12 protein-coding genes are annotated in these 13,122 nt (G+C 68.9%); 5 read left to right on the forward strand and 7 right to left on the reverse strand.

What is annotated here, in order from left to right:
• Positions 1 to 60 precede the first annotated feature (60 nt).
• Positions 61 to 324 carry a hypothetical protein gene (locus tag DES47_RS14695; protein ID WP_133701448.1) on the reverse strand — a complete coding sequence of 88 codons (264 nt, stop codon included), beginning with the start codon at positions 322 to 324 and terminating at the stop codon, positions 61 to 63.
• A 172-nt stretch (positions 325 to 496) separates the two neighbouring features.
• Between DES47_RS14695 and DES47_RS14700 the strand changes: the two genes are divergently transcribed.
• On the forward strand, positions 497 to 1,789 hold the full coding sequence (locus DES47_RS14700) for a M20/M25/M40 family metallo-hydrolase (RefSeq protein WP_133701449.1): 1,293 nt from the start codon (positions 497 to 499) through the stop codon (positions 1,787 to 1,789).
• A 95-nt stretch (positions 1,790 to 1,884) separates the two neighbouring features.
• Here the strand turns inward: DES47_RS14700 and DES47_RS14705 are convergent, their stop codons facing one another.
• The 4 genes from DES47_RS14705 to DES47_RS14720 form a co-directional block, all read right to left on the reverse strand.
• Positions 1,885 to 3,042 (reverse strand): alpha-hydroxy acid oxidase, encoded by a 1,158-nt coding sequence (locus tag DES47_RS14705; RefSeq protein WP_133701450.1) that lies wholly within the window; start codon positions 3,040 to 3,042, stop codon positions 1,885 to 1,887.
• A gap of 71 nt (positions 3,043 to 3,113) precedes the next feature.
• Entirely contained in the window at positions 3,114 to 4,031 is a 918-nt protein-coding gene (locus DES47_RS14710) for a LysR substrate-binding domain-containing protein (protein ID WP_133701451.1), read from the reverse strand.
• Positions 4,032 to 4,048: 17 nt separating this feature from the next.
• Positions 4,049 to 6,334 (reverse strand): GAF domain-containing sensor histidine kinase, encoded by a 2,286-nt coding sequence (locus DES47_RS14715; RefSeq protein ID WP_133701452.1) that lies wholly within the window; start codon positions 6,332 to 6,334, stop codon positions 4,049 to 4,051.
• A gap of 83 nt (positions 6,335 to 6,417) precedes the next feature.
• Positions 6,418 to 7,599 carry a Y-family DNA polymerase gene (locus DES47_RS14720; RefSeq protein ID WP_133701453.1) on the reverse strand — a complete coding sequence of 394 codons (1,182 nt, stop codon included), beginning with the start codon at positions 7,597 to 7,599 and terminating at the stop codon, positions 6,418 to 6,420.
• A 131-nt stretch (positions 7,600 to 7,730) separates the two neighbouring features.
• On the opposite strand from DES47_RS14720, the gene DES47_RS14725 reads away from it, so the two are divergent.
• On the forward strand, positions 7,731 to 8,273 hold the full coding sequence (locus DES47_RS14725; RefSeq protein WP_133701454.1) for a hypothetical protein: 543 nt from the start codon (positions 7,731 to 7,733) through the stop codon (positions 8,271 to 8,273).
• Between the two features lie 102 nt (positions 8,274 to 8,375).
• Positions 8,376 to 8,864: a YybH family protein gene (locus tag DES47_RS14730; protein ID WP_133701455.1), complete on the forward strand. Its 489-nt coding sequence runs from the start codon at positions 8,376 to 8,378 to the stop codon at positions 8,862 to 8,864.
• A 5-nt stretch (positions 8,865 to 8,869) separates the two neighbouring features.
• On the opposite strand, the gene DES47_RS14735 is transcribed toward DES47_RS14730, so the two are convergent.
• Positions 8,870 to 9,523 carry a PEP-CTERM sorting domain-containing protein gene (locus DES47_RS14735; RefSeq protein ID WP_133701456.1) on the reverse strand — a complete coding sequence of 218 codons (654 nt, stop codon included), beginning with the start codon at positions 9,521 to 9,523 and terminating at the stop codon, positions 8,870 to 8,872.
• Between the two features lie 110 nt (positions 9,524 to 9,633).
• Positions 9,634 to 11,034, reverse strand: a complete 1,401-nt coding sequence (gene argH / locus DES47_RS14740) for an argininosuccinate lyase (RefSeq protein ID WP_133701457.1) — start codon at positions 11,032 to 11,034, stop codon at positions 9,634 to 9,636.
• Positions 11,035 to 11,143: 109 nt separating this feature from the next.
• Between argH and DES47_RS14745 the strand changes: the two genes are divergently transcribed.
• Positions 11,144 to 12,241, forward strand: a complete 1,098-nt coding sequence (locus DES47_RS14745; RefSeq protein WP_133701458.1) for a sensor histidine kinase — start codon at positions 11,144 to 11,146, stop codon at positions 12,239 to 12,241.
• 10 nt (positions 12,242 to 12,251) lie between these two features.
• Positions 12,252 to 13,109, forward strand: a complete 858-nt coding sequence (locus DES47_RS14750; RefSeq protein ID WP_133701459.1) for a LytR/AlgR family response regulator transcription factor — start codon at positions 12,252 to 12,254, stop codon at positions 13,107 to 13,109.
• Positions 13,110 to 13,122: the final 13 nt, after the last annotated feature.

The following is a 13,122-nucleotide window of genomic DNA, read 5'->3' on the forward strand; positions in this document are numbered from 1 at the left end:
CCGATAACCCGATTTGCCGAACCCCCTCTGTTTAGGGGTGCTGCGTTGCAGCATGCCGTGTCACAACGCCGTCAGCCAATCGCAACGCAGTCGGCCGCTGCGGTGCAGGTACTGTCTCACCTGGCCGTACAGCGAGGGCAGCAGATAGCCCAGCAGGCATAGTGGCAGGTAACCGGGGTTGTCAGTCAGCAGCGAGCCGGGCACACCCACCCATCCCAGCACCCAGCAGGTGACGACCACGTCCCATGCCTGGGACTCCACCGGATGATTGCGCCTGTGCATCACCAGCCAATTCTTGATCTGGGCGAACTGCTGCAGTGTCATGACGGCCTCCTGTGAATCCGGTAGCCAGCACGAATGATGTCAGTTTCGCGTAAGAGATGGAATCCCTAGGCCAGATGAATTTGGTCGCTGTGCGATTGACGTGCGACCCGGGCGGCTGATTCGGCGGACCCGGACTAAGCTGCAGGCTCACGAAAAACGCGCTGGAGACATGATGAAGCGATCCTCTTTGCCGCTCCGCCTGTGGCGACTGAGCTGCCTGGCCCTGTTGTGCTGCGCCAGCCTGGCGGGGGCGGCACCGCTGGAGCCCGTGCTCGAGGCGGCCCAGCGCGAGAAGCCGCTACTGCTGGACACCCTTCGCCAGCTGGTGGCCATCGAGTCCGGCAGCCGTGAACTTCAAGGCCTGGAGCAGGCGGCCAAGCTGATAGCCGACCGGCTGCGCAGCCTGGGCGGCAAGGTCGAGCTGGTGGACACCAATGTCGAGGTCTACCGGATGGAAGACACGCCGGAGAAGGTCGGCAAGGCGGTGCGCGCCACCTTCAATGGCACGGGCACGGCCAGGATCCTGCTGATCGCCCATATGGACACCGTCTATCCGGCGGGCATGCTGGCCAAGCAGCCCTTCGAGATCCGCGACGACAAGGCCTATGGACTGGGCATCGCCGATGACAAGGCCGGCGTGGCCGTGATCCTGCATACGGTGGCGATGCTGAAGTCGCTGAACTACGACAAGTTCGGGCGCCTGACGGTGTTGATCAATGGCGACGAGGAGATCAGCTCGCCCGGCTCACGCGCCATGCTCACACGCCTGGGCGGCGAGCACGATGTGGTGATGTCCTTCGAGGGGGCCGGCGTGCGCAACGACGGCTTGTCGCTGGCCACGGCCGGCATTGCCTCGGTCAACCTGACGGTCAAGGGGCGCGCCTCGCACGCCGGGTCCTCGCCCGAGCTGGGTGTCAATGCGCTGTACGAGCTGTCGCACCAACTGCTGCAGATGCGTGATCTGTCCGACCCCGCCCATGGCGTCAAGGTCAACTGGACCATGGCCAATGCCGGCATCACGCGCAATATGATCCCGCCGTTTGCCACCGCCTCGGCCGATGTGCGGGTGCTGCGCGTGGCCGACTACGACGGCGTCGAGAAGAAGCTGCGCGAGCGCATCCAGAACAAGCTGCTGCCGGGCTCGCAGGTCGAGCTGGTGTTCGAGCGTCGCCGTCCGCCGTTGGAGAGCACGGCCGCCTCCAAGGCCTTTGCCTCCCACGCCCAGGGCGTCTATGCCGAGTTGGGCTTGACGCTGCAGGTGTCCAGCAGCGCTGGCGGCGGCGGCACCGACGCCGCCTTTGCCTCGCTGGCAACCAAGGCCGCTGTGGTCGAGCGCTTCGGCCTGCAGGGCTTTGGCGCCCACACCACCGATGCCGAGTTCGTGCTGATCGGCTCGATCGAGCCGCGGCTTTACCTGGCCGCGCGGATGGTGATGGAGGCCTCGGAAGGCAAGTGGCGCAAGTGAACCCCGGATTGCCTTGCCCTTCCAAGGTCAAGGCGCTGTGTCGCGCGTCGGTGAGCACGCAGGTGCTCACCTCGGCCGCGTCGCAGCCATCCGGGCTACAGGGCCCGCGGCAACGTGCCCGGCAGCAGGATGTCGCGCCCCAAATTCTGGATCTGCGTGTGGCCGCAGAAGGCCATCGTCAGGTCCAGCTCCTTGTGGATGATCTCCAGGCAGCGGGTCACGCCCGCCTCGCCCAGCGCGCCCAGGCCGTAGAGGAAGCTGCGGCCTATCAGCGTGCCGCGGGCGCCCAGCGCCCAGGCCTTGAGCACGTCCTGGCCCGAGCGTATGCCGCCGTCCATCCAGACCTCGATGTCCTTGCCCACGGCCTCGGCGATCGAAGGCAAAGCCTGGATCGATGACGGGGCGCCGTCCAGCTGGCGGCCGCCATGGTTGGAGACGATCAGCGCATCGGCGCCGCTGTTGACGGCCAGGCGGGCGTCCTCGACATCCATGATGCCCTTCAGTATCAGCTTGCCGCCCCAGCGCTTCTTGATCCATTCGACATCGGCCCAGCTTAAGGCCGGGTCGAACTGCTCGGCCGTCCAGGCCGACAGCGAGGACAGATCGCCCACGCCCTTGGCATGGCCGACGATATTGCCGAAGCTGTGGCGCTTCGTTCCCGCCATCCCCAAGCACCAGCGCGGCTTGGTCATCAGGTTGAGGATGTTGGCCAGCGTCGGCTTGGGGGGCGTGGACAGGCCGTTCTTGATGTCCTTGTGGCGCTGGCCGAGGATCTGCAGGTCCAGGGTCAGCTGCAGGGCCGAGCAATTGGCGGCCTTGGCTCTATCGATCAGCCGCTCGATGAAGTCGCGGTCGCGCATCACATAGAGCTGGAACCAGAACGGCGCCTTCGTTGCCTCGGCCACATCCTCGATCGAGCAGATGCTCATCGTCGACAGCGTGAACGGCACGCCAAAGGCCTTGGCCGCGCGGGCGGCGAGGATCTCGCCATCGGCATGCTGCATGCCGGTCAGCCCGGTCGGGGCGATGGCCACCGGCATGGCCACCGGCTGGCCGACCATGGTCGTACGGGTGCTGCGGTTCTCCATGTTCACGGCCACGCGCTGGCGCAGCTTGATGGCCTGGAAATCGCTCTCGTTGGCCCGGTAGGTGCCCTCGGTCCAGGAGCCGGCGTCGGCATAGTCGTAGAACATGCGCGGCACGCGCTTTTTGGCCAGGACGCGCAGGTCTTCGATGCAGGTGATCACGGGCATGGTCTGTCTCTAGTTCTGATTGCAACCAGCGTCATGCTAGGTCAGACCGGCAGCAGCGGCCAGAAAGATATTCAGGTCTTGGCTGAACAATCCTCCGCCAGGCCCGCGCAGTGCCGGCCCAGCCATTGCGCGAACCGCTGCGCGCCGGGGCTGGCCTGATGGGTCAGCAGGTAGTAGGACTTGGCGGCAGGCACCTGCAGATCGAACAGCCGCCGCAGCGCGCCGCTGCGCAGATAGGGGGCGGCCAGGCTGGGCCGGCCCAGGGCCACGCCCTGGCCGCAGACGGCCGCCTCCAGGGTCAGGCCCAGATCGACGAAGCGCGTGCCCCGGGCCGGCTCCGGCCAGTCCAGGCCGGCGGCGCGCAGCCAGGGCGTCCAGGGCTCCAGCGGCGTGCGCAGCAGCGGTGCCTGGGCCAGGTCGGCCGGGCGGCGCAGGGCGGGCAGGCGCTGCAGCAGGGCCGGCGCGGCCATCGGCGTGACCCAGTCCTGCATCAAGACCTGGCCCTGCTCGCCGATGGCGTCGATCTCGCCATTGCGTATCTCCAGATCGGCGGCCGGGCCGACCTCGTCCAGATAGGGCGTGCTCAGCAGCAGCTCCAGCTCCAGCTCGGGATGGGCCTCGGTGAAGCCGGGCAGGGCCGGCACCAGGATCTGCCGGGCGAAGGTGGGTGGTGCGGTGATGCGCAAGCGCTGCAGTCGCTGGGCGCTGCGGTGGTGCAGCGGTGTGGCGGCCAGCAGGGCCAGGGCGGCGCGTACCTGCTCCAGATACTCCTTGCCTGTGGCCGTCAGGGCCAGCGGCTTGAGCGTGCGGTCCAGCAGGGCGGCGCCCAGCAGTTCCTCCAGCGTGCTGATGCGCTTGCTGACGGCGCTGGCGCCGATGTGCAGGGCCTCGGCCGCACGCTCCAGGCTGCCCAGCCGGGCCGCAGCCTCGAAGGCGCGCAGGCCCTCGATCGAGGGAAAACGGGTGTCGGCGGCGCTGAGGTCTGGCATGCCTAGCACTGTAGCGCTCAGGCGAGTATGGGCGTCGGGCCATCGCTCAGAGGCAGGCTCAGCGCCAGGCACAGCCCGCGCTCGCTGGGCAGCAGCTCGACGCCGCCACCCAGGCGCTTGACGATGTTTTGCACCATATACATGCCCAGACCGGAGCCACCCTGGCCGCGGCGGGTGGTGAAGAAGGCCTCGAACATCCGTGCCCGCACCTCGGCCGAGACGCCGACGCCATCGTCGCGGTAATGCAGCCGCGCCTCGCCGCCCAAGCGCTCGGCCGAGATGTGGATGCAGCCGCCCTGACCCTGCGGGAAGGCGTGGGTGAGGCTGTTCATGATCAGGTTCGAGAACACCTGGGTCAACAGGCCCGGGGGGAGGGTCATGCGCAGGCCGGCCTCGACCTCCAGCTCGACCCGCGCGCCACTCTTGCGCAGGGCCGGGCCGTGCACCGCCACCACCGAGCGCAGGTACTCGCCGAGCTCGAAGGTCTGCCGCTCCTCGGTGTTCTGGTCCACGGCGATGCGTTTGAAGTCGCCGACCAGCGCGGCGGCGCGCTGCAGATTGCGCTCCACCAGCTCGCCGCTGGCCCCCATCTGCTCCGACAGCGACAGCAGCTCGCTGCGGCTGACCCGGCCCGAGGCGATCAGCGTGGCCATGCGCCGGGCGGCGTCGCCCAGGCAGGAAGCGGCCGTGATGGCCACGCCTATGGGGGTGTTGACGTCATGCGCGATGCCCGCCACGAGCCGGCCCAGCGAGGCGATCTTCTCGCGCTCCATCTCGGCCTTGGCCTGCTTGGCCTGCGCCAGATCCAGGCTCAGCAGCAGGCGTTCGTAGATCTTGGCCACGTGGCTGGCGTTGAGCACATCGGTTCGGGCCCAGCTGCGGGCCTGGTGGCCGTGCTCCAGCCACAGCACGGCGCGCGGCCGCTGCTGCTGGTAGATCACCAGCTCGGCGCGCGACTTCGCGCCCGGGCTCAGCGCCTGCAGCTCGGCGTGGCAGGGGTGCAGGCGCAGGTCGGTGAGGGTCAGCGGCCCGTCCGTGCGCTCGAGCAGGGCCAGGTAGCCGGGGCAGCTGTCAGGGCTCAGCCACTGGCCGGGCGCATCGGCGCTGCTGAAGCGGCCGGTGCCGTCGACGTCCCACCAGAACAGCAGCCGGTCGACCCGCATCAGCGCCAGCACCTGCTCGCGGATCTCGTCGGCGGCGCTCAGCAGATCGGCGGGCGAGTCCACCGCCCAGTGGCGATTGGACAGGTTCAGCAGGCGCTCCTCCGCACTCTGGTGGCCCAGATCAAAGCGGGCCAGGGCCCCCAGACGCTCGGGCAGGCTCAGCCGGTAGAGCTCGGCCTCCACGGCCTGGTGCTGCCATAGATGGTCCAGCGCCTGGGGCAACTGTTGACTCGCCTGATAGAGGCGGGCCAGCGCCTTGTGGGCCGAGCTCTGCAGGCGCCGGGCGCCCAGCGTCTTGGCCAGCTGCAGACTGTGCTCGGCCACCGCTATCGCCTGCTGATGGTCGGCGTCGGTGCTGGCCAGCTCGGCCAGCGTGGCGCTGGCCACTGCCTGCAGCCAGGTGTAGCCGCAGCGCACCGCCATCGCCAGCGCCTGACGGCAATCGAGCCTGGCCTGCTCATGCAGGCCCAGGGCCTCGGCGCAGCGCGACAGGTGCCAGAGGGCCTCGGCCTGGTAGTCGCGGTGGCGGGCGCGCTGTGCCGCGGCCTGGCCCTTGCGGAACTGCAGCTCGGCGGCAGCGAACTGGTTGCGGTTGAACAGCCCGACGCCCAGGTTGATGCACAGCTTGCTCTGCAGATAGTCGTCGCCAACCTCGCTCAGCATCTCGTCGGCGTTGGCGTGAAAGCGCTGGCCGGTCTCCCAGTCGTTCAGCGCATAGTGCAGCTGGCCCAGTCCGATGCGTGCGGCCACGCCGATGCGCACATGGCCCACCAGGCCGGCCAGGTCCACGGCGCTGGACCAGTGCAGCGTGGCCTCGCCATACTCGCCGCGTTGGTAGCGGATGCGGCCCAGCGCCTCATGCAGCAGTGCCGCATGGGCGGGCAGATGGCGGGCCCTGGCCAGCTCCAGTCCGGCCCCCAGCCGCTCCAGCAGCTCAATGGCACGGCCGCGGCGTTCCAGCACGAAGAACTGGCCGTACAGCGCCACCAGGGCCACGGCCGGCCGGCTCTCCGTGCATTGCTGCTCGAGGCGTTCATAGGGCTTCAGCGCCAGCATCGGATGGGCCAGGGCGAGGGCCTCCAACCGGGCCAGCAGCGCGGCTGCCCGGCCTGGTTGGGTATCGCTTGCGCTTTGCTGCATGCCTGCCTCCTGACCGGCGGACCGCCAACGAATATGGGCGCGTCCAAGCATACCCAAGCGCGCCGCCCGGCGGGCGTGCGGCCTCAAAACAGTGTCAGATTCTGGGGCAGCGGCTCGGCCACCGCCCGGGCGGGGCGGGGTGTGCGGCGCCGGGCCTGCACATCGCCGGGCCGGCACAGGCCACCCATGCGCACGCCCAGCAGGCGCAGGCGCTGGCTCAGGTCCACCCGCTTCAGGCAGGCGCCAGCGGCGGCGCGTATCGCCTCGGCGTCCTGCACCGGCAGATCCAGGGTGAGGTCGCGGGTCACCGTGCGAAAACCCTCAAAGCGCAGCTTGATGCCCACCGTGCGGCCCAGATAGCCCTTGCGCTGCAAATCACCCGCCAGTTGCACGCACAGCCGGGTGAAGATCTCGCCCAGTTCGGCGCGGTCGTGCCTGGCATGCAGGTCGCGCTCGAAGGTGGTCTCGCGGCTGATCGACACCGGCTCGCTGTGCGTCACCACCGGTCGCTCGTCGCGGCCGTGCGAGGCCTCGTGCAGCCAGGCACCGAAGCTGCGGCCGAACTGCTCGATCAGCCAGGCCGGGTCGGCCGCGGCCACCTCGCCGACGGTGTGAATGCCCAGCGTCGCCAGCCTGGCCGCGGCCTTTGGGCCGATGCCATTGATCTTGCGCGGGCTCATCGGCCAAATGCGGGACGGGATGTCGTCCAGGGTCAGAATCGTCAGCCCGTCGGGCTTGTCCAGCTCGGAGGCGATCTTGGACAGCAGCTTGTTGGGCGTGATGCCGATCGAGCAGCTTAAGGCCGTGGCGCGCCGCACATTGTTCTTGATCTCCTGGGCCAGGGCGCGCACCCCGCCCAGCGGGTCGTGGCCGACGGCGTCGCGTGCGCCCGGCACATCGCCGAGATCGATATAGATCTCGTCTATGCCGCGATCCTCGATCACCGGGGCCAGCTCGGCCACCGCCGCCTTGAAGCGGCGGGAGTACATCCGGTAGGCGTCGAAATCCATCGGCAGCAGGATGGCGTCGGGCGCGCGCACCGCCGCCTTCATCAGGCCCATGCCCGAGTGCACGCCCAGATCGCGCGCCTCGTAGGTGGCGGTGGTGGTGACGCCGCGGCCGGTGTAGTCGCGCAGCCGGGCGTACTCGCGGCTGCCGTCCTCGCGCAGCACCGGTTCATGGCGCCGCCCGCCACCGATGACCACCGGCTGGCCCTTCAGGTCGGGGTAGCGCAGCAGCTCCACCGACGCATAGAAAGCGTCCATGTCCAGGTGCGCGATCAGGCGTCCCGGTGGTGGGGGTGGAGCGTTCAGCGTTGCGGCCATGCTGCATTGTGGCTGCGATGGCACCGGCTTTGCCTACACTGCCGTCTGTCCTCTTTCCGTCACCCCAATCGATGCGTGCTGCTGCTTCAATCCTGCTGATGGGCCTGTACCTGCTGTGCAACGCCGCCCAGGCGCAGGAATCGGCCAGCCCCTGCGTGCTGGTGTTCGGTCATGGCCGCAATTTCGAGCCCGACCAGCCACAGCGCAACCAGCTGTGGGATGGTTTCAATCTGAGCTTCAACCAGCAGGTGGCGCTGGCGCTGCAGGCCGGCGGCCGCCGCGCGGTACCCCTGGTGCTGCCGGTGGAGGCCACCGACATCCAGCGCAATCAGCGCCTGCTGCTGGCCCAGGCGGTGTCCAGCGGCTGCAACCAGATCCTGGAGACCTCGGTGTTCTCCGACCCCGAAGCCCTGATGCTGGTGGCCCGGCTGCGCATCTATCCCTTGCTGGGCAGCAAGGGCCCGCGGCTGGCCGGTTCGCTGCCGACCATAGGCGTGGCGAACTACACCAACCAGCGCGACTTTGCGCTCACGCCTCGGGTGCTGGGCCGTTTCCAGCCTGGGCCGCTGGGCCAGCTGATGGGGCAGGAGGCGCTGGAGCAGCTGGGGCCTTGATCGGGGTCTTCGTACCGGTGCTGACCGCCTTCGTCGCATTGCCCCCCGGCGGGTAGGCGGTGATGCCAAGCTTGCGGCGCCACCACATTGAGGAGATCGACGATGAAGCTTGCCAACCATGCCACGGCCGCAGCGGCCGCGGTGCTTGGCGTCATGATGGTCATGCCGGCATCGGCCCAGCCCGCCGCCCCGCTACAGGCGCTCGACCGTGATCCGCTGACGCTTCAGGTGGCCGAGGCCGAGCGGGCCTTTGCCCGCACCATGGCGCAGCGCGATCTCGCCGCGTTTGCACAGTTCGTGTCGGAGGACGCCTTGTTCTTTGCCGGCCGCAAGACCCAGAAGGGGCGGGCCGAGGTGGTGGCGGCCTGGAAGCGCTTCTTCGACGGCGCCCAGGCACCGTTCTCCTGGGCCCCTGATCAGGTGGAGCTGGCCCCGGGCGGCCAGTTCGCCTACAGCACCGGCCCGGTCTGGGGGCCGGACGGCAAGCTGATCTCGCGCTTCAACACCGTCTGGCGCCTCGAGTCGCCAGGCGTCTGGCGGGTGCTCTATGACCGGGGCGAGGCACTGCCCTGCGACTGCGCCAAGCCCTGAGGGCTTCAGCCCTGGCGGCGCTTCGCCATGAAGCCAAGCGCGGCCAGGCCGGCCAGCATCAGCGCATAGCTTTCGGGCTCGGGCACCGGCGCCAGGCTGTATTCGATATTGTTCATGCCCACGTTCCAGGCGGAGTTCTCCCACTCGATGACGATGCCGGCGCCGGAGTGCAGGTTGCCGAAGACAAAGTGCGTGGCGTTGCCGCCGGGCGAGCCCACCGTGCCGTCGTAGCTGAAGTTGTTGCCGCCCAGGGCGAACACGCGCACGTGGGTGCCGCGGCTGGTGTTGGGGTAGGCGCCCAGATCGAAGCCAAGCAGCGACACCATCTGGCCCGCGGCTGGCGTCAGCGTGATGCGGGCAAACGAGGCGCCGTCGCCGCCGTCGGCGAACACGGCGCTGGGCAGGTTGTTGTAGCCGGGTCCCCAGAAGTACAGGCTGGCCGGCACATTGTTGCTCACGCTGGTGTAGCTGACGTCCAGCATGCCGGCCACATCGCCATGGGCCTGGTTGATGCGCGAGTAGTTGCCGCAGGCGGTCATGGCCCCTGAGCCATCGACGGAGCCGGAGCAGATGCCGTCCGGGAAGGCCAGCGTGTCGGCCAGGGCCGGCATGGACAGCGTGGTGGCGAGCAGGGCGGCCGGCAGCAGGGCAAAGCGCATGGAAGTCTCCTCAGTCTGATGACTGGACGATAGCCCCATGCCCCGGCCTTGACCAGACCGGAAGCTGTACGAAGGGCCCCCTATCCAGGGGGGGCTCCAGAGAGCGGGCTTCAGCCGGCCAGGCGCGCCCGGTGCCGTGCCACCTGCGCCCGAACCTGGGCCGGCGCCGTGCCGCCCAGGATGTTGCGGGCATTCAGCGAGCCGCGCAGCGACAGCACCTCGAACACATCGGCCTCGATGGCCGGGTTGAAGGCCTGCAGCTCGGGCAGGCTCAGCTGCGACAGGTCCACGCCCTTGCCAATGGCCGTCTTCACCGCATGGGCCACCACCTCGTGGGCGTCGCGGAAGGGCAGGCCTTTCTTGGTCAGGTAGTCGGCAAGATCGGTGGCGGTGGCATAGCCCTTCAGCGCCGCCCGCTCCATCGCCTCGGGCTTGACGGTGATGCCGCCGGCCAGCTCGGCGAAGATGCGCAGCGTGTCCTTCAAGGTGTCCACCGTGTCGAACAGCGGCTCCTTGTCTTCCTGGTTGTCCTTGTTGTAGGCCAGGGGCTGGCCCTTCATCAGGGTGATCAGGCCCATCAGATGGCCGACCACGCGGCCGGTCTTGCCGCGGGCCAGCTCGGGCACGTCGGGGTTCTTCTTCTGCGGCATGATCGATGAGCCGGTGCAGAAGCGGTCCGCCAGGTCGATGAAGCCAAAGCTCTGGCTCATCCACAGTATCAGCTCCTCGCTCAAGCGCGAGATGTGGATCATCACGAGGCTGGCAGCAGCCGTGAATTCGATCGCGAAATCGCGGTCGCTGACGGCGTCCAGGCTGTTCTGGCAGACGCCGTCCATGGCCAGCGTCAGGGCCACGCGCTCGCGGTCCAGCGGATAGCTGGTGCCGGCCAGCGCGGCGGCGCCCAGCGGCAGGCGGTTGACCCGCTTGCGCACATCGGCCAGGCGCTCGGCGTCACGGCTGAACATCTCGACATAGGCCAGCAGATGGTGGCCGAAGCTGACCGGCTGGGCGACCTGCAAATGGGTGAAGCCGGGCAGTATGACCTCGGCGTTCTTCTCGGCCACGTCCACCAGAGCCAGTTGCAGCGCCTGCAGCAGGCCCTGGATCGCGTCGATCTCGTCGCGCAGCCACAGCCGCACATCGGTGGCCACCTGGTCATTGCGCGAGCGGCCGGTGTGCAGGCGCTTGCCGGCGTCGCCGACCAGCTGAGTCAGGCGCGCCTCGATGTTCAGGTGCACGTCTTCCAGATCCAGCTTCCATTCGAAGCGGCCGGCCTCGATGTCTTCGGTGATCTGCGTCATGCCTTTTTCGATGGAAGTCAGGTCCTCGGCGCTCAGGATGCCCTGCGCGGCCAGCATCTCGGCGTGGGCGAGGCTGCCGCTGATGTCGGCGCGCCAAAGGCGCTGGTCGAAGAACACGCTGGCCGTGTAGCGTTTCACCAGCTCGCTCATCGGCTCGGAAAACAGCGCGGACCAGGCTTGGGACTTCTTGTCGAGTTGGTTGTCGGACATGGCGGTTCGGGTGCCGCGTGGCCGTTGTGGCCAGCGGTAAAGGGAAGCGGGGAGTGGCGCCCATTCTATCGAGCGTCCTCCATGCGGGCGCCGCGGCTAATATCGCGGCATGCCCACCAGCCCCCGCTCACCTGTTGCCGATACCGGCGCCGCCGACCTGGGGGCAGGTCTGAATTCCAGCAGCTTCCCGGCCACCGAGCCCGAGCCGCAGGGCCTGCCGCCGCTGTTCGACCCCAAGCGTGTGTTCGACGTCTGCCACGTCGGCGTCGTGCTGCGCGCGCTGCTCGCCACCCAGGCCGGCCTGGCGCTGGGCATGGGCCTGGCGGCGGCCAACCCGGGGCAATGGGCGCTGCTGACGGCCAGCGGCACGGTGGTTTCGCTGACAGCGCTGCTGCTGTGGTTGATCAGCGTCTGCGCGCTGCAACGCCTGCTGGCCCGCCTGGGGCGGACCTGGCAATGGCTGGCGCTGATGGGCCTGGGAGCGCTCAGCGCCGGCCTGGGTTGGCAGCTGCTGATGCTGGTGAGCCCCGAATCGGACAATCTGTTCCGCCAGAGCATCGTCATGCTGACCGGCGCGGCCATGGCGGCCAGCCTGTTCTACTGGCTGCGCCAGCGCGAGCGCATGCAGCGCCCCGCCCATGCGACGGCGAGGCTGGTCGAGCTGCAATCACGCATACGCCCGCACTTTCTGTTCAACACGCTGAACACCGCGATCGCCCTGGTGCGCGTCGATCCGCACCGCGCCGAGGAGGTGCTGGAGGATCTGGCCGAGGTCTTCCGCGTCGCCCTGATGGAGGGCGGTGAGGCGGTCTCGCTGGAGCAGGAGATCGAGCTTGCGCGGCGCTATCTGGCGATCGAGCAGATCCGCTTCGGCGAGCGCCTGCGCGTGCGCTGGGAGCTCGACCCCGCCGCCAACCAGGCCCGCGTGCCGCCGCTGCTGCTGCAGCCGCTGGTCGAGAACGCGGTGCGCCACGGCGTCGAGCCGAACGAGGGCGGCGGTGACCTGCTGGTGCGCACGCAAGTGCGAGGCAGCGAGGTCGATCTGACCATCACCAACACGGTGTCAGGCCTTGCCTCCACGCCCGGCCATGGCATGGCCCTGCGCAATGTGCGCGAGCGCCTGCGCCTGATGCATGATGTGACGGCACGTTTCGAGGCCCGCCGCGAGGGCGACGAGTTCCGCGTGCATCTGGTCATTCCCCGCTGAGTTACTTCCCATGGCCAACCCTGCTTTGCGAGTGCTGATTGTTGATGACGAACCGATGGCCCGCCTGCGCCTGCGCGGCCTGCTGGAGGACTGCAAGGAGCCGCCCTGCGAGGTGGTGGCCGAGGCTGGATCGGCTTCGCAGGCCCAGCACTGGCTCAGCACCCATGCCTGCGACCTGGTGCTGCTGGACGTGCAGATGCCCGGCCCCGACGGCATGGCCCTGGCCGACGCGATGCGTCAGCGCCCGAACGCGCCGGCGGTGGTCTTCGTCACCGCCCATGCCGAGCATGCGCTGCGCGCCTTCGAGCTCGACGCCATCGACTACCTGACCAAGCCGGTGCGCCGCGAGCGCCTGGCCGCCGCCCTGGCTCGCGTCGCCCAGCGTCAGACCGAGCGGGCCGCCGCCGAGTCGCAGCGCCAGACCCCCGCCGAGGCCGCCGAGGCCGGCGTGATCGTCATCAACGACCGCGGCCGCCTGGTGCGCGTGCCGATCGGCGAGGTGCTGTATTTCAAGGCCGAGCTGAAGTACCTGACCCTGCGCACGGCCACGCAGAGCTTCGTCATGGACGGCGCGCTGTCCGACCTGGAGCAGCGCCTGGGCGAGCGCTTCCTGCGGGTGCACCGCAATGCGCTGGTGGCCAAGCGGGCGGTGCGGGAGCTGGAGCGCCGCCAGATGGCCGACGAGTCCGAGGACGATGCCGCCGCCAGCCAGTGGCAGGCGCTGGCCCCGGAGCCCATGGCCGACAAGGGTCAGGAGAGAAGCAGCGAGACCTGGGCCGTGCGCGTGGCGCCGGTCGATGAGTGGCTGGCCGTGTCAAGACGGCAGGTGGCGGCGGTGCGCGAGGCCTTGCGGGCGGCGGCGGGCTGAAGAGAGGGGCCTT

The sequence above is a fragment of the Roseateles toxinivorans genome (assembly GCF_004362525.1).
GTDB classification, from domain to species: Bacteria; Pseudomonadota; Gammaproteobacteria; order Burkholderiales; family Burkholderiaceae_C; genus Paucibacter; species Paucibacter toxinivorans.